The organism is Paenibacillus sp. 10L310 (genome assembly GCF_056395745.1).
On sequence record NZ_JBFTKC010000030.1, the window covers coordinates 1 to 23,771 of the forward strand.

At 46.0% G+C, this 23,771-nt stretch carries 19 protein-coding genes, 1 tRNA gene and 1 other RNA gene; 2 read left to right on the forward strand and 19 right to left on the reverse strand.

Features of this window, described 5'->3' with window-relative positions; all coding sequences use genetic code 11:
• From ssrA to AC1DE7_RS30205, 10 genes are all read right to left on the reverse strand, one after another.
• Positions 1-335: a transfer-messenger RNA gene (gene ssrA, locus AC1DE7_RS30160) on the reverse strand; the annotation flags it as partial.
• 584 nt (positions 336-919) lie between these two features.
• Positions 920-1,402 (reverse strand): SsrA-binding protein SmpB, encoded by a 483-nt coding sequence (smpB, locus tag AC1DE7_RS30165; RefSeq protein WP_036674736.1) that lies wholly within the window; start codon positions 1,400-1,402, stop codon positions 920-922.
• Between the two features lie 260 nt (positions 1,403-1,662).
• Positions 1,663-4,458, reverse strand: coding sequence for a ribonuclease R (gene rnr, locus AC1DE7_RS30170; protein ID WP_477535790.1), 2,796 nt, complete (start codon positions 4,456-4,458; stop codon positions 1,663-1,665).
• A 560-nt stretch (positions 4,459-5,018) separates the two neighbouring features.
• The gene (gene secG, locus AC1DE7_RS30175; RefSeq protein ID WP_036616231.1) at positions 5,019-5,252 is read right to left on the reverse strand and encodes a preprotein translocase subunit SecG; all 234 of its coding nucleotides are present in this window, start codon (positions 5,250-5,252) and stop codon (positions 5,019-5,021) included.
• A 211-nt stretch (positions 5,253-5,463) separates the two neighbouring features.
• On the reverse strand, positions 5,464-6,750 hold the full coding sequence (eno, locus tag AC1DE7_RS30180) for a phosphopyruvate hydratase (RefSeq protein WP_036616228.1): 1,287 nt from the start codon (positions 6,748-6,750) through the stop codon (positions 5,464-5,466).
• 239 nt (positions 6,751-6,989) lie between these two features.
• Positions 6,990-8,534 (reverse strand): 2,3-bisphosphoglycerate-independent phosphoglycerate mutase, encoded by a 1,545-nt coding sequence (gpmI, locus tag AC1DE7_RS30185; RefSeq protein ID WP_100526438.1) that lies wholly within the window; start codon positions 8,532-8,534, stop codon positions 6,990-6,992.
• 1 nt (position 8,535) lies between these two features.
• Positions 8,536-9,288, reverse strand: a complete 753-nt coding sequence (tpiA, locus tag AC1DE7_RS30190; RefSeq protein WP_036616221.1) for a triose-phosphate isomerase — start codon at positions 9,286-9,288, stop codon at positions 8,536-8,538.
• 36 nt (positions 9,289-9,324) lie between these two features.
• Positions 9,325-10,506: a phosphoglycerate kinase gene (locus AC1DE7_RS30195; protein WP_036674741.1), complete on the reverse strand. Its 1,182-nt coding sequence runs from the start codon at positions 10,504-10,506 to the stop codon at positions 9,325-9,327.
• Positions 10,507-10,657: 151 nt separating this feature from the next.
• Positions 10,658-11,665 carry a type I glyceraldehyde-3-phosphate dehydrogenase gene (gap, locus tag AC1DE7_RS30200; RefSeq protein WP_017691243.1) on the reverse strand — a complete coding sequence of 336 codons (1,008 nt, stop codon included), beginning with the start codon at positions 11,663-11,665 and terminating at the stop codon, positions 10,658-10,660.
• Positions 11,666-11,771: 106 nt separating this feature from the next.
• On the reverse strand, positions 11,772-12,797 hold the full coding sequence (locus AC1DE7_RS30205) for a sugar-binding transcriptional regulator (protein WP_036616216.1): 1,026 nt from the start codon (positions 12,795-12,797) through the stop codon (positions 11,772-11,774).
• A 426-nt stretch (positions 12,798-13,223) separates the two neighbouring features.
• On the opposite strand from AC1DE7_RS30205, the gene AC1DE7_RS30210 reads away from it, so the two are divergent.
• Both AC1DE7_RS30210 and clpP read left to right on the forward strand, forming a co-directional pair.
• Positions 13,224-13,298 (forward strand) — tRNA-Arg (locus tag AC1DE7_RS30210).
• Positions 13,299-13,474: 176 nt separating this feature from the next.
• Positions 13,475-14,071 carry an ATP-dependent Clp endopeptidase proteolytic subunit ClpP gene (gene clpP, locus AC1DE7_RS30215; RefSeq protein WP_017691245.1) on the forward strand — a complete coding sequence of 199 codons (597 nt, stop codon included), beginning with the start codon at positions 13,475-13,477 and terminating at the stop codon, positions 14,069-14,071.
• 167 nt (positions 14,072-14,238) lie between these two features.
• Here clpP and AC1DE7_RS30220 read toward each other — a convergent pair whose 3' ends face one another.
• From AC1DE7_RS30220 to trxB, 9 genes are all read right to left on the reverse strand, one after another.
• The gene (locus AC1DE7_RS30220) at positions 14,239-15,336 is read right to left on the reverse strand and encodes a stalk domain-containing protein (protein ID WP_477535791.1); all 1,098 of its coding nucleotides are present in this window, start codon (positions 15,334-15,336) and stop codon (positions 14,239-14,241) included.
• 387 nt (positions 15,337-15,723) lie between these two features.
• Complete coding sequence (locus tag AC1DE7_RS30225) at positions 15,724-16,476, reverse strand: SIMPL domain-containing protein (protein ID WP_340027924.1); 753 nt, start codon at positions 16,474-16,476, stop codon at positions 15,724-15,726.
• Positions 16,477-16,632: 156 nt separating this feature from the next.
• The gene (locus AC1DE7_RS30230) at positions 16,633-16,902 is read right to left on the reverse strand and encodes an HPr family phosphocarrier protein (RefSeq protein WP_017691248.1); all 270 of its coding nucleotides are present in this window, start codon (positions 16,900-16,902) and stop codon (positions 16,633-16,635) included.
• A gap of 255 nt (positions 16,903-17,157) precedes the next feature.
• Complete coding sequence (gene whiA / locus AC1DE7_RS30235) at positions 17,158-18,096, reverse strand: DNA-binding protein WhiA (protein WP_036616210.1); 939 nt, start codon at positions 18,094-18,096, stop codon at positions 17,158-17,160.
• Between the two features lie 6 nt (positions 18,097-18,102).
• On the reverse strand, positions 18,103-19,089 hold the full coding sequence (locus tag AC1DE7_RS30240) for a gluconeogenesis factor YvcK family protein (protein ID WP_017691250.1): 987 nt from the start codon (positions 19,087-19,089) through the stop codon (positions 18,103-18,105).
• 13 nt (positions 19,090-19,102) lie between these two features.
• Positions 19,103-20,002, reverse strand: coding sequence for an RNase adapter RapZ (gene rapZ, locus AC1DE7_RS30245; RefSeq protein ID WP_017691251.1), 900 nt, complete (start codon positions 20,000-20,002; stop codon positions 19,103-19,105).
• Between the two features lie 51 nt (positions 20,003-20,053).
• Entirely contained in the window at positions 20,054-21,004 is a 951-nt protein-coding gene (locus AC1DE7_RS30250; protein ID WP_017691252.1) for an ROK family glucokinase, read from the reverse strand.
• Positions 21,005-21,451: 447 nt separating this feature from the next.
• Positions 21,452-22,483 (reverse strand): AI-2E family transporter, encoded by a 1,032-nt coding sequence (locus AC1DE7_RS30255; protein WP_036616412.1) that lies wholly within the window; start codon positions 22,481-22,483, stop codon positions 21,452-21,454.
• A 162-nt stretch (positions 22,484-22,645) separates the two neighbouring features.
• A complete protein-coding gene (gene trxB / locus AC1DE7_RS30260; RefSeq protein WP_036674745.1) occupies positions 22,646-23,605 on the reverse strand; it encodes a thioredoxin-disulfide reductase in 960 nt (319 codons plus the stop codon).
• Between the last annotated feature and the right edge of the window lie 166 nt (positions 23,606-23,771).

Consider the following 23,771-nt stretch of genomic DNA (forward strand, 5'->3'; position numbering starts at 1 on the left):
CCGAAGATAACGGCACATAAGCTTCTACGGGTGTAGTCACAGTTTTGATGTCACCCGAGTATCGCCCCGTAACCGGCTATACGTTGGGTCAGCCTGATTGTCTTCTTCAGCACACCCCAGGCGGAGATGTGACAGCGTATCCCACTACTAGTTAGCCCCTATCCCTGTCACATGGGCGATGCAGGGTAGAAGCACGCACACAGTTTCTTAGGCTGCGAAAGCGTAGTTTGTTTGTTGTTTGCCGTTTAATAGGCTTTAGCGTTGATAAAGCGGACGCGTCCCCACTACCCGCTACCCATGCTCGAACTATCCCCGTCGAATCCATAAACGCCCCCTCAATGAAGAAGGGCTCCAGGATTAATCCGTGAATACGGAGCAAAGGTGCTACACATCTTTTTCCTCCAAGGTAAAAAGATGCTTCTTTCAAACTCGGCATTCCTGTCTGCTACATGAGTAATCATAACACAGGACACATCACCGAAATAGTGCAGATTGCTGGAAGACATTCCAGCAGGCTGAGCATGTGTACAAGGTTATCCAATGCAACAGGCTCAATCGTCTACATATTATACCGCGTCACCAATCGGAAGTAAAGTTTACCCAGATTGGATCACGAACAACGGCACCTAAGTATCTTACCCACGTTTCAGGCAAACTACGCAAAGGCTAAAAATTTAGATTCATCAACGCGCCAAGCGCCAAGCTCCATGCTCCTACCAATTTCCCTTCAACACATATCAAAGGAAATCACCAAATAGTACACTTGAGCTATTCGCATCACATCCCCTCTCCACTAAAAATAAAAAAGCCCCAAGCTTGCCCATTGCAGGACAAACCTTGAGACTCCTTAACTCATACATCAAAGCTTCATCACAAAAACTAACTTATACACCTAAAGTAAAGCCGCCCAGCGCTCCACTTAACGCGCAACCTTCTGCTTCTCGCGCAGTACCCGTTGGATATCACGTTGTGCATCGCGCTTCGCGGCAGTTTCACGTTTATCATACTGCTTCTTACCTTTACCCAGTCCGAGCAAAAGCTTTGCATAACCATTGCGGATATAGATTTTCAGCGGAACAATGCTGTACCCATCCTGTTTCGACAGCCCGAGCAGCTTGTGAATCTGCACTTTATGCATCAACAACTTGCGCGTACGTGTTGGATCAAGCGGATTATTTCGGTTCCCTTGTTCAAAAGGACTAATATGCATATTGTGAATATGAATCTCACCGTTTCGAATGGTGGCAAATGCATCACCAATATTCGCACGGCCGTTACGAAGAGATTTGATCTCCGTTCCGGTAAGCACCATGCCCGCTTCATACGTATCTTCAATGAAGTAGTCATGGGAAGCCTTTTTATTCTGTGCGAGCACTTTACTCTGTCCATCATTCTTGCCCATGTCCTCACTCCTTCTCCGTAAAATAAGCCGGTACCATGCTCTATAGCAGCGCACCCAATGTTGCACCAAGGTACCACGTGCCAGACCCTAATTGTAGCAAGTACGGCTGTTAAAATCAAGAAAGAGGCGACCTCTGCCGCCCCTCCTCATTACACCACTTTCAGACAGTGCGAAACAACACACCGGCTGAAGTGACTATTTTCTCCAACGCTTAACCTGGAGGAACGACTTGTAATCCATTTCTCCAAGTTACGTTAGCTTTATTTTTTCTTTTTCCGTACAAAAGCTGCCGTGCCGTTACCAGCTGCACCTTTGCTCTTCTTCCGCTTGCGTCGTGGTGCTCCGCCTTCCTGAGCGCCACCAGGAGTTGCATTCTCTCCAATAAATACGCCGCTTGGCGAAGTGTTTTTGCGTCCACTTCCGCCTTTGCCACCTTTATTGCCGCCCTTGCCGGATTTAAAGCTTCCTTCACCGCGACCGCTGCCGCTGTTCAGGCCACTTCCTTGTCCATCGGTTGAACTACTATCCGATCCACCCGATGTAGAGCTATATCCGCCTTTACCTGAGCCAAAACCAAAGCTCACCGCACCTTTGCCCCGGCCAGTTGATCCTCCAACATCACCAGCACGACGCTCACCTTTTGGTTTGCCGCCGCCTTTACCTGCGTAGCCACCAGATGAGCCTGCGCCCGCGCCTGCACTCGCTGCTCCACCGCGACCGCCACGTCCACCTTTGCTGCTTTCTTCCGTTGATCTGCCACCACGGCTGGCTCCAGCAGCGGATGAGCCTCCTTTTCCGCCACGTGAACCGCTGAAACCACCCGGTCCACCCTTGGCTCCGCCGCGACCGCCACCACTTGCTGGGCGTCCACCTTTACCGCCACGTCCGCCACCGAAGCCGCCAGGACGTTCACCGCGAGGTTTCATATCTACCATTTCAAAATCAATCGTATACTCTTCCATGCTTACACGTGCCACACGGATCTTCACTTCATCACCGATGCGGAAGACTTTCGAGGTACGTTCACCAATCAGAGCCATATGCTGATCGTCAAAATGGTAATAGTCGTCCGTGAGTGCGCTCAGGCGAATCAAGCCTTCAACCGTGTTTTCCAACTCAATGAACATACCAAAGCTGGTCACACTGCTGATCATGCCTTCGAACTCTTCGCCTACTTTGTCGAGCATGTACTCGGCTTTTTTCATTTTTTCCGTATCCCGCTCAGCTTCTACCGCCACACGTTCACGTTCAGAAGACTGCTGCGCAATATCGGACATACGTGCTCCCAAATACTCCTGACGGTTCTCCGGCAATGCACCCTTATTTTCAATGACTTCGCGAATCACCCGGTGAATGACAAGATCGGGATAACGACGAATTGGAGACGTAAAGTGACTATAGAATTCTGCCGCGAGGCCAAAGTGACCTGACATTTCAGAATCATACTTCGCCTGTTTCATGGAACGGAGCATCATCGTACTAATCACGGTTTGTTCTTTCGTTTCTTTGATATCCTCAAGCAACGATTGAAGCGCCCGTGGATGAATTGCATTGCCACGTCCTTTGACCTGGTGTCCAAAATTCGCCGCAAAGGCGAGGAAATTTTGCAGTTTTTCCTGATCCGGGTCTTCGTGCACACGATAAATGAAAGGAACCTTCAACCAGTGGAAATGCTCTGCCACTGTTTCGTTCGCTGCCAACATGAATTCCTCAATGATTTGCTCTGCGATCGAACGCTCCCGTTTCACGATATCTATCGGTTTGCATTCTGCGTCCACAATGATTTTGGATTCTTCAAAATCAAAGTCAACCGCACCACGGCGCATACGCATAGCACGCAGCTTCAAAGCGATCTCTTTCATCAGATGGAAATCATCTACCAGATCCTTATAACGCTCGAGCAATTCCGGCTCTTCACCTTCAAGGATTTTACGGACGTTGGAATACGTCATCCGCTCTTTGGTTTTGATTACACTTGTGAAAATGTCATGTTTTACAACCTTCATCTGGTCGTTAAACTCCATCTCACAAGACAGTGTCAAGCGGTCTACCTGCGGGTTCAAACTACAGATGCCGTTGGACAGACGCTGTGGCAGCATCGGAATAACCCGGTCCACCAGATACACACTGCATCCACGGTTGTAGGCTTCCTGATCAAGCTTGGAATTCTCCTGCACATAATAGCCAACGTCGGCAATATGAACACCCAGACGGTAGTTCCCGTTAGGCAGTTTCTCTACATTTACAGCATCATCCAGATCCTTGGCATCTTCGCCATCAATCGTGACAATGTTAAGTCCGCGCAGATCACGGCGACCCTGTTGTACGATCTCTTCATCCGTGATGGAGTCGGGTGCTTTTTCCGCCTCTTCTACCACTTCATCAGGGAAAGCTTCAGGCAACTGATGCTTGCGAATGACGGACAAAATATCAATACCCGGCTCATCCTTATGACCGAGAATCTCGATCACTTCACCTTCGGCCGCCGCACGGCCCTCCGGATAGCTGACGATCTTGGCTACGACCTTCTGTCCATCAACCGCCCCAGCAAAGTTGGTACGTGGGATGAAAATATCGCGATTAATCCGTTTATCATCCGGAATGACAAATCCGTACACCTCATGGCTCTGGAACACACCAACGACTTGTGTCACAGCACGAGTAACAATACGGACGATCTCACCCTCCAAACGACCACCTGAAGGTCCTTGAGATGTGACTTTAACCAATACCGTATCACCATTCATCGCACTTTTCATATCATTGGCGTGAATGTACACATCCGGGTGCTCCCGATCCTCAGGGATAAGGAAAGCGAAACCTTTGGCGTGAGCCTGTAAACGTCCACGTACCAAATCCATGCGCTCTGGCATGCCATAGCGATTGTTACGGGTCAGCAAAACTTTACCGGATTCCTCCAGCGTATTAAGCATAATCAAAAAGGCTTTGAAATCAGCTGCATCTTCAATAGCGAAGTGCTGTTCCAACTCCTGATAAGTCATAGGTTTATAAGCGGTTTCCCGCATGAAGTCGAGCAATTGTTGTTCTGTTATCATTAATATATTCACCTCGGGAAACATAAAAGTGTAAGCAAGTCTCATCTCTTTATGTATCGGAATTCTTACCTTTTTCATGCAATACAATATCATTGCTGTGAAGAGTGTAGTAGTACAACCATACTATCTCATACCCTAGTATACACGAATTCAATCCGGCCCATCCGTACCTCGCAAAAAAACCACAGTTGCCGGGCGCTCCTCTAAAATCACGCTTTCACGTATCTCTACAGCATTTTATGCGATACACGTGCTGTGCGCATCTGGAAAAGGACTACATCCGAAAATTTTCTGTACACATGACATTCATTATAGGGAGTGAGTTCGCGTAACGAATAAGCGAGGGACATACCATACATGATAGGGGTGTGTTGCATGTTAAGGAAGGAAAACCAAACAGAAGTGAGAAGAAGACCGAAAATCATGGAGTCTATAGATTAAATTGTTGGAAAAGTTTGGACGCGTAAGAATTTATTAAAAAACCCCCGTTTCTTCACGAAACGAAGGTTCATCAATTAAGCCATTAGCTTAAGCTATTCATTGAACAGCAGTTCCGAATCTTACTTGGAAACCACCGTAACAACAATAGACAAAATCATAAATCCTGCACCCAGTACCACCGTTGCACGTTGCAGGAAGAGATCCAATCCGCGCGCTTTCGTTTTACCGAAAAGATGTTCCGCACCACCGGAGATGGCACCCGCCAAACCAGCGCTTTTCCCGTGCTGCAGCAATACTACAGTGATTAGACCGATCGAGAAAACAACGAGCAGCAATTTCAAAGCAATATCCATTCTTTCCACCTCCTACCCATGTGGGCATACATCTCACCATAAAAACAGTTACTTTAATTGTAACATAGCTATGGTTGTACTACAAGTAGTACAGTTTATACAATGCCCTAAATTTCACCATCTGCGTGATCCTTACGTTATACCATTACTTCTTTGCAATAAAAAAGACAAGCCGGTTACCCGGCTTGCCTGTAAAAGCTGGATATCCAGCTTATTTTTTAAGGTTGTAGAATCCTTTAAGACCATTGTATTGAGCCAGTTCACCCAGTTGATCCTCAATGCGGAGCAATTGGTTGTACTTCGCGATACGGTCTGTACGGGAAGGAGCACCCGTTTTGATTTGACCAGCGTTAGTTGCAACAGCGATATCAGCGATTGTGCTGTCTTCGGACTCACCGGAACGGTGGGAGATTACAGCTGTGTATCCTGCGCGTTTAGCCATTTCGATTGCATCAAATGTTTCAGTCAATGTACCGATTTGGTTAACTTTGATCAGGATGGAGTTACCGATACCTTCGTTGATACCTCTGCCCAGACGCTCAGTGTTTGTTACGAACAGGTCATCCCCAACGAGTTGTACTTTGTCTCCCAATTTCTCAGTGAGCAATTTCCAACCATCCCAGTCATCTTCGGACATACCGTCTTCGATTGTGATGATTGGGTATTTCTCAACCCATGAAGCCAGAAGGTCAACATACTCAGCGGAAGTGTAAGATTTACCTTCGCCAGCAAGTGTGTACTTACCATCTTTGTAGAACTCAGTGGAAGCAACGTCCATACCCAAGAATACGTCAACGCCTGGTTTGTAACCAGCTTTTTCAATTGCTTCGATGATTGTAGTGATTGCTTCTTCGTTCGAACCAAGGTTCGGTGCGAAACCACCTTCGTCACCTACAGCTGTGTTCAAGCCTTTGGAGCTCAATACGGATTTCAAGTTGTGGAAGATCTCTGCACCTACGCGAAGAGCTTCTTTGAAGCTTGGTGCTCCAACTGGAAGAACCATGAACTCTTGAACGTCGATGTTGTTGTCAGCATGCTCACCACCGTTGATGATGTTCATCATTGGTACTGGCAATGCTTTAGCGTTGAATCCGCCCAGGTAAACATACAATGGCAGGTCCAGAGCGTCAGCAGCTGCGCGAGCTACTGCCATGGATACAGCTAGGATTGCGTTAGCGCCCAGTTTACCTTTGTTTGGCGTACCATCCAAAGTGATCATCAATTTGTCGATACCCAGTTGATCCAATGCATCCATACCGATAACTTCTGGAGCGATTGTTTCGTTTACGTTTTTAACAGCTTGCAGAACGCCTTTACCGAGGTAACGGGATTTGTCACCATCGCGAAGCTCAACTGCTTCGTGGGCACCAGTGGATGCACCAGATGGAACGATTGCGCGTCCGATTGCGCCGGACTCCAGGTATACTTCAACTTCTACTGTAGGGTTACCGCGGGAGTCGAGGACTTCGCGAGCGTACACGTCAGAAATAATAGTCATTTGTGATAATCTCCTTTATAGTTGGGATTTAATTTTTGGACCAACTTGTGTTTGCCCTTATTTCACTATGTCAGCAGAATCGTCTTCCGATCGCTGTTATCCCCTGATTTCTTTGAACTTACTTTCATAAGTTGAAATCATGTGATAAAGGCGAGCGCTTCGCTTCTTCAGACTATTTCTGCTGCCTTCGTTCAATGTGCAAACGCCAAACCGTCCAATTATATATGTTGTTGCGTAACTTATTTACGGGTAGAGATAACGGATGTACCTGTCATCTCAGCCGGTTTAGGCAATTGCATCAGGTCAAGGATCGTTGGCGCGATATCTGCCAGGATTCCGCCTTCACGCAAAGTTACATTGGCATCCGTAACGATGAATGGAACCGGGTTCGTTGTATGAGCTGTGAACGGACGTCCTTTCTCATCGAACACCATATCCGCGTTACCATGATCCGCCGTGATCAGTACAACGCCGCCTTTGGCAAGTACTGCATCCACAACACGGCCCATGCACTCATCTGTTACTTCAACCGCTTTGATGGTAGGCTCCAGCATGCCGGAGTGTCCAACCATGTCAGGGTTAGCAAAGTTCAGAATGATGGCATCATGTTTGTCTGCTTCGATCTCGCGAACACATGCATCAGCTACTTCATACGCACTCATCTCTGGTTGCAGGTCATACGTTGCAACTTTTGGTGAGTTGATCAGTACACGAGTTTCGCCCGGAAGCTCCACATCACGACCACCGCTGAAGAAGAAGGTAACGTGCGGGTATTTCTCAGTTTCTGCAATACGCAGTTGTTTTTTATTGTTCTGTACAAGGACTTCACCCAGGGTGTTGTCGAGGTTCTTCGGCGAATAAGCCACATAACCTTCAACCGTCTCGCTGAACAAAGTCAAGCATACAAAGTGCAAGCCCACAGGGAACTTCGGACCACGATCAAAACCGCGGAAATCCTGGTTCGTGAATACTTGCGACAACTGGATCGCACGGTCAGGACGGAAGTTGAGGAAGATAACGGAATCGCCGCTCTCAACCAAACCTACCGGCTCACCATCCGCTTTAACGATAACCGTTGGTTCAACGAATTCATCAAATACGGATTTCTCATACGATTCTTCAACCGCTTTGAGTGGGTCAGTGTATTTTGGTCCATCTCCATAAACGATGGCACGGTATGATTTCTCAACCCGTTCCCAACGTTTGTCACGGTCCATCGCGTAATAGCGACCTTGAACCGTAGCGATTTTACCTACACCGACTTCTTCAATCTTAGCGATCAGTTTCTGCATGAAGTCTTTACCACTGTCTGGCATAACATCACGGCCATCCATGAAAGCATGAATATATACATCATTCATTCCTTCTTTTTTGGCCAGATCTAGCATAGCAAACAGGTGGTCGATGTGACTATGTACGCCGCCATCAGACAACAAGCCGTAGAGATGAAGTTTTTTGCCGCTTTGTTTCGCTTCACGAACGGCTTTGACAAGTGTTTCATTGTCGTAGAACTCGCCGTCACGAATGGATTTGGAGATACGGGTCAAATCCTGGTATACGATCCGGCCGGCACCAATGTTCAGGTGACCTACCTCGGAATTTCCCATTTGCCCTTCTGGCAAACCTACAGCTTCACCGCAAGCAGTGAGCGTTGTATGTGGGAATTGGCTCATGAAACGGTCATAGTTCGGTTTCTTGGCTTGCGCTACCGCATTGCCTTCCACCGTGTTACGCAGACCAAAGCCATCCATGATGATCAGTGCTACAGGTTTTGGAGCTGTCATCTTACTTCGCCCCCTCAACAAGCGCGATGAACGAAGCCGGCTGCAAGCTGGCACCGCCAACAAGTGCGCCGTCGATGTCGCTTTGTCCGAGGTATTCTGTTACGTTCTCTGGTTTAACACTGCCGCCGTATTGAATACGAACTGCATTCGCAACCGTCTCGTTGTACAGATCCTTCACCAGCGTACGAATGTAAGCAATAACTTCATTCGCATCTTGGGAAGTGGAGGATTTGCCTGTACCAATCGCCCAGATTGGCTCATAAGCGATAACAACTTGGGCCGCTTGCTCTGCAGACAGACCTGCAAAAGCAGCTACTGTTTGCACTTTGCATACGTCTTTTGTTTGGTTCGCTTCACGCTCTTCAAGCGTCTCACCAAGGCAGAAGATTGGAGTCAAACCGTGACGGAATGCTGCATGCAACTTTTTATTGACAGTCTCATCGGTTTCCGCAAAATATTGACGGCGCTCCGAGTGACCAATAATGACATAATCCACACCCAGGTCTTTCAGCATCACGCCGCTGATTTCACCTGTGAATGCACCGTTATCTTCAAAATGAAGATTTTGTGCACCAATTTTGATGTTTGTGCCTTTAACGGCTTCTACCAGGGATGGCAGATTTGTAAACGGTGCGCAGATTACAGTCTCTACGCCTTCAACTTCCGCTTTTCCTTTAACTTCCTGAATGAAGTCATTGGATTCGGAAACCGTTTTGAACATTTTCCAGTTACCTGCGATAATCGGTGTTCTCATGGGTTTCAACTCCTTCATGCTATAGGCTACTAAAACTTACTTGTCGTTCAATGCCACTACGCCTGGAAGTACTTTACCTTCCATGAACTCGAGCGATGCACCGCCACCTGTAGAGATGTGGTTCATCTTGTCAGCCAATTTGAACTTCTCAGCTGCTGCTGCGGAGTCACCGCCACCAATTACAGTGTAAGCTTCTGTCTCAGCGCAAGCTTCCGCTACTGCACGAGTACCGTGGGAGAATGGCTCGATTTCAAATACGCCCATTGGTCCGTTCCACACAACCAATTTGGAGTTTTTGATTACATCAGCATAGATCTCACGTGTTTTAGGACCGATGTCGATACCTTCCCAATCTGCTGGGATACCATCGATGTCAACGATTTGTGTGTTTGCTTTCGCACTGAAATCGTCAGATACTACGATATCTACCGGCAGGTAGAAGTTTTTGCCCAATTTTTTCGCTTTTTCGATAAAACCGAGAGCAACATCAAGTTTGGAATCATCCAGCAAGGATTGTCCAATTTCATGTCCTTGTGCTTTGAAGAACGTGTAAGTCAGACCGCCACCGATGATTACGTTGTCTGCAATGTTCAGCAGGTTGTCGATTACATCGATTTTGTCCTTAACTTTGGATCCACCAATGATAGCTGTGAAAGGACGCTCAGGGTTGGAAATTGCTTTACCCAACACTTCAAGTTCTTTCTCCATCAACAAACCGGACACTGCTGGAAGCAAGTGAGCGATTCCTTCAGTCGAAGCGTGTGCTCTGTGAGCCGCGCCAAACGCATCGTTAACGAAAACATCAGCCAGTTCAGCAAATTGTTTTGCCAGTTCCGGATCGTTTTTCTCTTCGCCTGCGTGGAAACGAACGTTTTCAAGCAACAATACGTCGCCGTTGTTCAGTTCAGCGATTTGAGCTTTAACAGCGTCACCAACGGAATCGTCAGCTTTAACAACTGTTTTACCAAGCAATTCAGACAAACGCTCAGCTGCTGGAGTCAAACGCAAGGATTCAACCACTTCGCCGTTAGGACGACCCATGTGGCTTGCCAAAATGACTTTAGCGCCTTTTTCAATCAAGAAGTTGATTGTAGGAAGCGTTGCACGAATACGTTTGTCATCTGTAATTTTACCATCTTCGAGCGGCACATTGAAATCTACACGGACAAAAGCCCGTTTTCCTGTCAATTCGATATCGCGTACACTTTTTTTGTTCATCTGTATTTCCTCCGCACCCATGTATTTGGTGGACCAATCAAGAGCTAAAATCCCTCGTCAATCCTGGTGTTTTTGAGAAATTTGCAAAATGTAGATATATAAAGAGCGGAAACAATATAGCATCTGTTTCCGCTCTATGTTATTACAGATATTACTTAATCATTTTTGCAAAGTGCTCCAAAGTGCGAACCAATTGTGCAGTGTAGGACATTTCATTGTCATACCAAGCTACAGTTTTAACCAATTGTTGGTCGCCAACAGTCAGAACTTTAGTTTGAGTTGCATCAAACAGGGAACCGAAAGTGATTCCTTGGATATCGGAAGATACGATTTCGTCTTCTGTGTATCCGAAAGTTTCTGGATCGGAAGCTTCTTGCATAGCTGCGTTAACTTCTTCAGCAGTTACTTTTTTGTTCAGAACAGTTACGAGCTCAGTCAGGGAACCAGTAGCTACTGGTACACGTTGAGCTGCACCATCAAGGATGCCTTGCAGTTCTGGGATTACCAGACCGATTGCTTTAGCAGCACCAGTTGTGTTAGGGATGATGTTTTCAGCTGCTGCGCGAGCACGACGGAAGTCACCTTTAGGGTGTGGAGCATCCAACGTGTTTTGGTCGCCAGTGTAAGCGTGAATTGTAGTCATCAAACCTTGAACGATTCCGAATTTGTCTTGCAGTGTTTTTGCCATAGGTGCCAGGCAGTTTGTTGTGCAAGATGCGCCGGAGATTACAGTTTCAGTACCGTCGAGGATTTCATGGTTTACGTTGTAAACGATGGTTTTCATGTCGCCAGTAGCTGGTGCGGAGATAACAACTTTCTTAGCTCCACCTTTCAAGTGTTTCTCAGCTGCTTCTTTAGTTGTGAAGAAACCAGTACATTCCAGAACGATATCTACGCCCAGGTCGCCCCAAGGAAGTTCTTCCGGGTTACGGTTAGCCAATACTTTAACTTCTTTGCCGTTCACTTTGAAGAAGCCATCGTGTACTTCAACATCGCCATCGAAGCGACCTTGAGTTGTATCATATTTGAGCAAATGAGCGAGCATTTTAGCGTCAGTCAAGTCGTTGATTGCTACTACCTCGATGCCTGCTACATTTTGAATACGGCGGAATGCCAAGCGTCCAATACGTCCAAAACCGTTAATACCTACTTTAATCATGAGTAAGTTCCTCCCAAGTTTTGATTAATTTTTTATGAAACTTATATATTCAAGACAGACGGTGAAGTCCGTCAAGACAACAATAGTTGTGATGCAAAGTAAAACCTTATTCCATTTCAGCAACGATGACTTCGGCAGCAGCCTCATCAATAATCAGAATATCTTCCTGACCAAATCGTAACACGGAATGTATAGCAGCAGCTTTGCTTTTGCCACCTGCAATTCCAATCACAACATCGGTTCGTTCAATATCCTGAAGTCGCATACCCAGTGTAAGCATGGTATGTACCACCTTACCCTGATCATTAAAGTAATAACCGAAAGATTCAGATACGGCCCCTTGCTCCTGAAGTTCATCTATAATCTCCGTCGCAAGTTTGCGTCTTTTGGCCATCTCTACGGCATCACCAATTCCATGAATAACAATCCGTGATTGCCTGATCAGCTGCAGAATCTCCTGAACACTAGGGTCCTGGATTAATGATTCATAGGCATGATCACTGAGCAAATCCGGTACATGCAGGAGTTTGTATTGCGCCCCTACCCGTTTTGCCATTGTGGATGCGATCGTATTAGCCTGAATTTCAAGGCTTTCTCCAAGTCCACCGCGTGCTGGTACGAACCAGACACCTTTGAGCGATGTTGGCGGATTTAGTTGTTCTGCGACTTCGGCCGTTGTTGAACCGCCAGTAACGGCGACAACGTCGTTGTCACTCATGATATTGCCGAGAGCCTTCGCTCCGGCTCTGCCCAGTTCCCTTTTGGCAAATGGAGAAACGTCCGAATCGCCAGGAACCACAACTACCTTTTGCAGACCGTATGCTTGCTTGATGCGCTCTTCCAGCTCGGATAATCCGAACAGCTCTTTGGCTACGGGCTCTAACTGCTGCAGCAAATCATACCCTGCCTCGCTGATCTTCATTCCTGCACTGTCAATTTCAATAAGTCCCTGAGCCTTTAACAGATCGGTCTCAGCCCTCAGAACCCGCTCGGTCATCTGCATGGAATTAGCTAACGTTCTCCGTCCGATCACATCCGATAACATGATCTGTTGCAGAATCGTATACCTCTTTTTCAAGATATCCATGAGATCAGGCAGAAGCTGCTTTTGTACTTCTAAAATCGTTCGCATGCTTTCCACTCCCGCAAGTTCTCGTTCTAAGCTCTCTTTCGTGGCCCTAAAACGTCCCGGGTTAACTTTTTAAGTCCCACGTCTATTCTACCTAAAACTGACGTGACATGCAAGTGTTTCAACGTGTTATTTCGACACGCATGCAGCGTTTGTACGCGCCTATTTTCACAATCCTAGACTTCCATGATCTAGGACTAGCTCACGCATACCATATATAGAAGAAACACATGAATTCAATCTACATATCGCTCACAATCACATTTCATACAGCATGTCCAAAACCTCTAATAGCATTTACTTAAATGCACTCTTTATCCACTCTTCTTCATCATGATCATTTTTAGGTTAATCCAAACCAATACCACAACGAACTGCTTGCAATTAAATATTTCATGAGCTATAATCATTATTGCTGTCACATAATGTGCGCCCGTGGTCCAATGGATATGACGTAGGCCTCCGAAGCCTGAGATCCAAGTTCGATTCTTGGCGGGCGCGCCATTTTTATTTAACAGCTCATAACCCATTTAACCAATGAAACCGGAAAGGTTTCTTTTTTTTGCAAGTTAGTTTGACTTTCTTTGACTTTTTGTTTGGAATTGTTTATTATGTGGGTAATACGGTAACAGTTTAAGTATAAACACCAATAACATTTACATTCCAAGGAGGTTTTTCACGTGAGTTTTATTCCAATGGTCGTTGAACAGAGCAACCGGGGTGAGCGCGCCTACGACATCTACTCCAGATTGCTGAAGGATCGTATTATTTTCCTTGGTAGCGATGTTAATGACGTAGTGGCTAATGCCATTATGGCACAGATGTTGTTCCTGGCTGCGGAAGATCCGGAGAAAGACATTCACTTATACATCAACAGCCCAGGCGGATCGATTACAGCCGGTATGGCGATTTACGATACAATGCAATTCATCAAACCGGATGTATCTACCATCTGTGTAGGTATGGCGGCTTCCATGGGTGCATTCTTGCTGAATGCCGGTGCAAAAGGTAAACGTTTTGCATTACCAAACAGTGAAATTATGATTCACCAACCACTTGGTGGTGCACAAGGTCAGGCTTCTGACATCGAAATCCGTGCTCGCCGCATCCTGAAAATGCGTGATACGTTGAACCGCATCATCTCTGAGCGTTCAGGTCAACCGCTGGAGCGGATTGAGAAAGATACAGATCGTGACTACTTCATGAGTGCTGCTGAAGCCGCCGATTACGGTATCATTGATAAAGTTATCGAAAACGTAGGATCACAAGGCATCTAAGTGTGACGTAGACCACGGTCTATGCGTTAACATAGTCAGCACCTAACGTAATCAGCAACATATAATTGTGTTGTCTATACGAGAAGAAGCCCTCATCATAATTATGATGAAGGCTTCTTTTTTCATTTTATAAGGAAGAAAACTTGAGAGTGCATAATAATGATTCTTTATTTGGTTCCATTTACATTACTGAAAGGTTCCGTGCCTTTAGGGAGAAGCTCTTTATACGTAAATGGCATTTCAGGGAATCCCTCTGCATACGCCGTATACTCATACAACTGGAAGAACACAACTACACCCGTTGGTGTCACATAGAAATCTTGATCTTTATTTAACCCTTTGTAACCGTCGAGGTACCCGCCGCGGGCTTTCAGTTGTTCACCCACTTTTTTACTCAACGTCTCGCGCATGGTTTTGTTATTTTGCAGCACATCATCTAACGTAAGCTCCTTACCTGTGTCCAGTGCAAAGGTGTGGCCCGTACGGTATGTCATACCATGAGCGCCAGCATAATCTTCGTATCGTTGTGTAATGAGTCCCAGCACGCCTTTTTCGTTGTACGTCACTATATAGGAGCTCTCAAATGCATATGGACGGTTGGCTGTTGCACCGCCGAATTCAGATGTCTGTTTCTTGAAGTCAGCTACATAAGCATCCACTTCGTCTTTCAGCACTTTGTTGATCGCCGCTTCAGCTTCTTTGCTGGCAAGTCCACTCACCTGCGGATATTGAACATCTACTTCAGCATTTTTTACAGTGACATTAACTGTTGCTGCTTTAATTTTAACGTTATTTTGTTTCACCTTGCTGAGTGTCAACGTTTTGGTTTTGGCATCCCAATTCCCCTGTACACCCAGATAATCTCTCATTGCTGAGAATGGAATATACAATCGACCCTGAATCAATTTCGCTTCCACCTGAGGGTAATAACCGTTAATATAAACGTTTGGCTGTCCATCCATCAGGCTAACGGTCATCGCATTGTTGGCTGCTGTTACCGTATATGACTTGGTTTTCGCATCATATTTCAGCGTTCCACCTGCCACATCTTTAACTGCCGTAAGAGATACCCAAGTTGAACCACCTTGAAGAAGTCCTTTTTGAGTCAGTGTTTTTCCACCCGACTTCAGGGTCACCTCAGCTGTGGTTGTCACTTTCGAGGATACCGATGCCGCCTGAACCGAACTGTCCTGCCACACCGAACCGCTACCTACAATAATTCCTGTTGCAAGCAACGCACTTGTCCATTTTTTCCATGATGTCATATATAAAACTCCTCTCTGAATTCACAATTAGGGATCATTGCGTATGTAATCCTGACCTGATCGCATATCTCATACGCTCACCTCTCTATTATAATTAACCCGATTTCGGAAAGGTTTACAGCTCGAGTTACAATGTTGATGAATATCAGTAGGAAAATATATGGGGATATGACCTTTTTGTCACGAACAACTATACAAAAAAGATACCAATATACAGCATTTCATGTTGCTTCAAAAAGGTACCCTTCTATATAACTTCATCAAAGTTTGCTTTTCCAACAAAAAAAGACTCTGTCCACAGGACAAAGTCTTTGTCATTATTTCGTTGTACCCTTCAAATGACACTTAAAAAGGTTCTTGAGTTTACAATCCTTAGTTCGATCTTGTTTATTTCATTTCATACGTGATATTCAGAATTGTACTTACTTTAACCTGGCCTGTTTCAATCTCAGTACCACCTGCTGTATCTTGTGCTTTGGACATCAACGCCTCGCTTGCATAGAATACAGGCACATCGGCATCACCTTGGCTCACGGAAAGAACAGCACCCAGTTGACGTTTAACTGCTTTTGCAATGGCGCCCGCTTTCACATCTGCATTGGCAACAGCTTTTTCAATCACTTGGGATTCATAACTTTCCGGATTTTCTACAGTAAAGCGTACGTTTTCAATATTGTTGGCACCCGCACCCGAAGCAGCATCGAGCAACTCGCCAATCTTGTCCATTTGACGATATGTGACTGTCAGCGTATGATGCGCTGTATATCCTTTAATTTGTTGTCCGTCTTTTTCGCTATACGTATAGTTGGGTTGTACAGAGAACTGACTCGTTTGAATGTCGTCTGCACTGATCTTCCACGTATTCTTAAGCAAGTTGGATACTTTTTGAACTTTGGCAGCATTCGCTTTTTGAGCAGATGCAGCTGTCTCTGCAGTACTGTTCACACCAATAGACAGATACGCGATATCAGGCTTCACCTGAATCTCACCTTTACCCACAACATTAATCACATTCTGTTGTACTCCCTGAACCTCTGCAGCGTAAGCATAGTTACCTGGTGCAACCCATGCTGTTCCTCCAACAAGCAATGTACTTGCCACCAGCACCGCACCAAACGGTTTCATCCATTGTTTACCCATCACGATAGCCTCCTTATGTGTTAACATCTCAAACTTTAAACGATTTGATACCTTAACAGACGGGACAAATTCCATAATGTTGCACTTGACGATAGCAAATACGTCAATAACGCAAAAAAGCCCCTTTCGGGACTTCTTCATTGGATTGATCATATCTTATTGGTTTTCGAGCTCTTCCTTGCTTACCAGACTAACTAAAGCGTTTACAGCCTGTTCGGCATCCGCGCCCTCTGCACTAATCTGAATTTCCGTACCTGTGCTAATTGCAAGGCTCATGATCCCCATGATACTTTTTGCATTAACTTTTTTGTCGTCCTTCTCGACGAACACTTCAGACGAGTACTTATTCGCTTCTTGAACGAACAGTGCAGCAGGTCTGGCATGGAGACCCGTTTTCAAACGGACAACTACCGGGTGCTTTGTCATGGAAACTTACCCCCTATTATGAAATCTGGACATTAAATACACAATTATATTTAAACAACATTATACCATTAACCCGTGCAGGACACTAGAAGAAAAAACTCAGGGTGCTTTGGAGGACATTATCTTGCCCTAATTTCATCTTTTGCACAGCGCATCCAATGACCTAAGTGAGTCTCCCAGATCCTTAACGGTTGACTTTCCCGACCTTTCTGTTCAGCAGAAACAGCGGACCTTGTTACTTTACCCTACTCCGTCTTAACCATAACGTTCTGTGCGTACTTTCTCAGCCAGCTCATCAATTTTACGAAGCCGATGGTTCACTCCCGACTTGCTGACTGTACCTTTAAGGAGCTCGCCAACTTCCTTCAAGTTGATATCCGGATGAGCGAGTCGAACCTCCGCCACTTCGCGAAGTTTCTCAGGCAAAGATTCCAGACCAACTTCCTTTTGTAACAACCGGATATTATCGATTTGTCTTACCGCCGCTCCAATCGTTTTGTTCAGGTTGGCGGTCTCACAATTGACAATCCGGTTAACGGAGTTACGCATGTCTCGCATAATTCGTACATCTTCAAACTTGAACAAGGCCTGATGAGCACCAATGATGCTGAGCAGCTCAATGATTTTCTCGCCTTCCTTAATGTATAGGATGAATCCTTTTTTCCGTTCTATACACCGGGCATTCAGATGAAATTCATTGGCCAGGTCAACCAGTGCCTGACAGTGCTCTTCATACATAGACGCAATCTCCAGATGGTACGAGGAACCTTCCGGATTATTAACCGATCCACCGGCCAGAAATGCACCGCGAAGATAGGCCCGTTTACAACAGTTTTGCTGAAACAATTCCGTACTGATCCCTGGGGTAAAGAGAAAGCCCTCAGATACAATATGAAGACTATTGAGAATCTCCTGTACCATGGTTGGAATACGAACAATATATACATTGTTCTTTTTCAGCCGCATTTTTTTGCGGACCAGTAATTCCGTATGCACTTGAAAATGCTTTTTAAGCAGAGAGTATGCCCGTCTTGCAATCGCGGCATTCTCCGTCGAAATATCCAAGATCACTTTTTTATTCGATAACTGCACTGCACCAAGCATACGGATGAGGGCTGAAAGTTCCGCCTTTTCGCAGCACGGTTCGCTCTCGATCATGGTTAATTCTTTTTTGGTCTGTGCTGCAAACGACATGGGACTTCACCTCTTCCGTAACATCCAATTTTGTACCAGTTGGTAGATGTGATGACTTAACTTGTCAGCATCATGACGCAGATAGGTTTTGAACAGAACAAGGGTATCTGCAACCACCTGATAGCCGGCACTTTCGAGTACATTCATATCCAGTACAACCGGTTTTGCTCCTTTTTCCGCATACTTATTTTGCACTTGCAGCGGAATATCACCATTATTTACGATAACATAGTCGAAGAGCTGATGACCTATATGCTCGTGTACCGCCTTAAGGTGGTCACTTACCGTATAGTTATCTGTTTCTCCCGGCTGTGTCATCACATTACAGATAAACATCTTCACCGCATCAGCCTCTACCACAGCTTCTGCAAGCTTAGGTACGAGTAAATTGGGAAGGATGCTTGTATAGAGGCTGCCTGGCCCGATTAGAATAGCATCAGCTTGACGAATGGCCTCTACTGCCTCTGGCAACGGCTCCACGTGATCCGGTTCAAGGAAAACACGTTTGATGCGTCCACCCGCCTCAGGGATTTTGGACTCACCTGTAATAATTGTCCCATCTTCCATCTCGGCATGCAACACAACGGCCTGGCCTGCGGCTGGCAATACCTCACCTCGAACGGCAAACACGCGGCTAAGCTCCCGCACTGCGGTCACAAAGTCGCCCGAAATATCCGTCATTGCAGCCAAAATCAAATTTCCCAAGCTGTGGCCTGCAAGCCCCGCGCCTGTATTGAAACGGTACTTCAACATATCTGAAAGCAATGGTTCTACATCAGCCAGTGCCGTAAGCACGTTGCGAATGTCGCCCGGAGGCGGCATCTGTAGCTCATTGCGCAGGATGCCTGAACTTCCACCGTCATCTGCAACTGTGACGATGGCCGTGATATCCAGCGGCTTCTCTTTCAAACCGCGCAGCATCACGGATAATCCGGTTCCGCCGCCCATTACAACTATTCTCGGACGTTCTCTTCGTGGTCCGGCCTCTTTCATCCCTTCACCCTCTTCAATGACGGTCCCGGTCAGCGTCGCGATGGCTCACGGTAACAGCTTCTGTCTCGCTGCTTCCCAACATCTTGCCCAAATATTCCGATATTGCTACCGAACGATGCTTGCCTCCGGTACAGCCGATTCCAATAATAACCTGGCTTTTGCCTTCCTTCCGGTATTGCGGAATCAGGAAATGCAGCATATCCAGCAGCTTGGTCAGAAACGCCTGTGTCTCTGGCCATTTCATAACATATTCATACACATCACTATTCTGTCCCGTATTCGGTCGCAAATGATCAATATAATGCGGATTCGGTAAAAAACGTACATCAAACACCAGATCAGCATCAATCGGAATCCCATACTTGAATCCAAACGACGTAATATTCACCGACAGCATTTGGCTTTCCAGATGAGAAAAACGGGATATGATGCGTTCTTTCAGTTGAGCAGGCTTCATTGTACTTGTATTCAGTACCTGAGTCGCAGAGTTTTTGAGTTCCTCCAACATCTTGCGTTCCAGTCGGATGCCGTCCAGCGGCATGCCCTCAGGAGCCAGAGGATGTCTGCGCCTGCTTTCTTTGTAACGCTGAACAAGTACAGAATCTGTAGCATCCAGGAATAAAATCTCGCAATGAATGGTAAAATGATCTTTAATATAGTTCAAAGACTCGGACAGAGCCGTAAAGAATTCACGCCCGCGCAGATCGATAACCAATGCAACCTTACCAATCTTGCCGTTTGACTGTTCAATTAGTTCCGCAAATTTTGGAATCAATACCGGCGGCAGATTATCCACACAGAAGAAACCCAGATCCTCCAGGCTTTGTACTGCAATGGTTTTACCTGCTCCGGACATGCCCGTAATGATAATGAGCGTGGCGCCTGTGCCTGGTGATCCTTCACCTTCAAGCATAAATGTCCCCTCCTTATCATATTGCTGTCTTCATATATTGTTACGAGGATACTAGGAACGCAAGAGAAGACCTGCTGCACCCACAATACCTGCATTATTACCAAGTGTAGCTTCCAGAATCTGAACCCCATCTTGCAACGGTTCTGGCGTCAGCTTAGCAAACACAGTACGGATTTCATCAAACAAGAAATTGCCCGCTTTGGATACGCCACCACCGATGATGAACATCTCCGGGTTAATGACAGCTGCTACAGTAGCCATGGACTTGCCCAGGTAAAAGGCCGCACGATTCACAATGCGCTGTGCCACTTCATCGCCTGCCTTGGCAGCATCAAATACTTCTTTGGCTGCAATCTTGTCGACGAGTGCCAGTGACGTATGATCCCCGCGCTCTACGGCATCCTTTGCCATACGGATAATACCCGTTGCAGACGATACTGTTTCTACACATCCCATTTTACCACAACCGCATTTGATGGCTTCCAGATCAGGTACAACACTGATATGACCCAGTTCTCCCGCCATACCGGAGAAACCCTGATAAATGTTACCATTCAGGATCAAGCCTCCGCCAACACCCGTACCGAGTGTATAACATACGCAGTTGTCTACGCCTTTGCCGGCACCTGCCCAGACTTCACCCAGTGCAGCCACGTTTGCATCGTTATCTATTTTGATTGGCTTGCCCAGACGTTCTTCCAGAATCGAACGAATGGCCACATTCCGAAATCCGATGTTAGGGGCATGAACGATAATTCCCTCGCGTACATTCGTGAAACCGGCCACTCCAGCACCTACACCCTCAAGCTGTTCCCAACTGTAAGGTGATTCGGCTACGATATGTCGGACATACTTCTCGATGTTGGCGATGACCGTGTCTACGCCCTTATCCACTTCAGTCGGTCCTTCATACGTATGCATTAGCTGACCTTGTTCATCGCATATACCGACCTTGATTGCTGTTCCGCCGAGATCGACCCCAACGTAGATTTTCTCAGACATGCTGCAAGCCACCTTTATCTATCTAAAATAGTTTAAGTCCTACGTACCAACTATAATTGAAGGATACGCCTGGGTCAAGACGATAAGACCTCTAGTACCTCCTGCTCCGCCGGGGTTGTGAACCACATCACGCACCGTTTTTGAATACGTATACATCCTCATTACCTTCATTTATAAACGCACGCTTTATTCCTTCCTCCCCATAACAGAGGAAGCCTCAACTCATGATATTGCATCTTCACTCGTTCCATTCATAAAAGATCAACATCGTCCCCTCATATAGGTGACTCATCTTATGCACCCCGCCACCTGTCATTCTTACGCAGAAAGCTATCTAATGACGGTATTGCGAACAAAAAAAGAGCCTTCCATCCACAGGAAGGCTCCCTTACTTTTATGAAAATCTGAAATTGTAGAAATTGGGCTGACTCAGTTGATTTTTCTACGTTATAACTTCGTTTCCACACGTACCGGCTCTTCCGTCTTCTCCATCTTGTTCACATCCAGAATATCGAGCAGGAAGACAAAGATCGGAATACCAATGATCAGTCCCCAGATCCCCAGAAAGTGTTGCGACAGAATTAGTACGATAAAGGTGTAGAACATTGGCAATTTGGTCTTGTGTGCCATCAGTTTTGGATTCAGGAAGTACGTCTCCAAAGCATGAATAACAATAATCATGATGATCACAATAATGCTTAATTTCAGTCCACCCATCTGATATCCGATCAGACAGAGCGGTACAAGTGAGATGATAACCCCCGCAACGGGAACCAGACTAAGCATGAACACCAGAATGGTCAGAGCGAACAGATACGGGAAACCCAGAATCCATAAGCCCAGTATCGTCAGTACCGTATTAAACACCGCAATAAGAAGCTGTGCCTCAATGACTTTACCAAAAGAAGATACGAACTTGTCTCCCAGATAAGCAACTTCATTGTAGAACCATCCAATTTTACTTGTTTTGAACTTGGACGTGAACTTGGATATCTCCTGCTTCTGCAACAAGAAGAACAGACTCAGAATGATGACGAGCAGAATAAATTCCAGCCATTTGCTCAAAGCGAAAATATATTTCAATGCATCATTGGTGTAATTTTTAATATCGAAGGATTGAAGATAACCCGCAATTTTGGACGCAAAATTATCACCGTCTGCACTATCCAGAAATTTCATAATCTCGTTTGTCAACTGAACGACCTGATCCACGATCCGTGGTGAATATCTGGAAATGCCGAGCACAATGACTGCGATCACAATCATATAGAGTAGGATGACTACAACTTTATAATTGATTGGAAACAACCGATTTAAACCACCTGTAATGAAATGCTGTAACCTGTTCATGACATACGTCACCAGGAACAACAGCAGAATCATGTGCAGCATACTCCCCATACTGAACAAAATTAAACAGAACAAGAGCAGGATCAAAAATCGTCTCACTGTCGCATTCTGTAACCAATCTTTTATCATTTCCCCCAAAATCTTCACCTCACAGCTAATATGCCCTATATGTATACGATCTCATGCCCACTGTAGTTTCAAAAAAAGAGAAGCCTTCCGGCTTCTCTCATTTCATGAGACTTCCCGTTGTCTCTTATTCCCAGCATATGCCTAACCTCACGCATGTAATGCTTATTTATCCAACGTTTCGCTCCAATCATGGACAATGCTTCCTTCAAGGAACTTCTCACAATCCATCGCAGCCATACATCCTGATCCTGCAGCCGTAATAGCTTGACGATACTTCGTATCTTGAACATCACCACAGGCAAATACACCTGGAATATTGGTCTCCGTTGTTCCCGGTTTAACGACAACATAGCCATGTTCGTCCAGTGCAATCGCATTACCCAGGAATCCGGTATTCGGTGTGTGACCAATGGCAACGAATACGCCATCTGCTTCAAGCAACTCTTCCTGCCCCGTCTCGTTGTTGCGCACTTTCAGCCCTTTGACACCCAAAGCTTCTGGTACGACCTCGAGTGGAGTACGGTTCAACGCCCACTTCACCTTTTCATTGCTGCGAGCCCGATCCTGCATAATCTTGGATGCACGTAATTCATCCCGGCGGTGAACCAATGTCACGTCTGTTGCAAAACGAGTCAGGAAACTCGCTTCCTCCATCGCGGAGTCTCCACCGCCCACGACCACGATTTTTTTGCCTCGGAAGAAGAAGCCGTCACATGTCGCGCATGTACTTACACCACGTCCCACATTTTCCTGCTCGCCCGGAATACCGAGATAACGAGCGGAAGCACCTGTGGAGATAATGATCGATTCAGCTTCCAGTTCACCGATTCCTCCAACTTTGACCTTGAAGGGCGGTTTGCTGAAATCAACCTCTTCCACCCAACCGTTTTTGAATTCCGCTCCAAAACGTTCAGCTTGCTTACGCATGTTGTCCATCAGTTCCGGACCCATGATACCTTGCGGGAAACCGGGGAAATTCTCAACTTCCGTTGTCGTCGTCAATTGACCACCCGGCTGAAGACCTTCGATAACCAGTGGTTTCAGATTAGCACGAGCCAGATATATCGCTGCTGTCAGACCCGCAGGTCCCGTTCCGATCACAATCGTTCTGTATTTAGACATATAGATACAGCCTCCTTAATTAAGGTGAGAATGTGTTGTACTAGCGATGAACTTGCCAAGATGATATCCTACAGGCGTTTACAAAGCCCATTCGTTAAGTTTACCCGTTTTCCCGGTTGTTGTATCCTTCACCTGTTGATGTCTTTCTGAAAACGAGTTGAAGCGA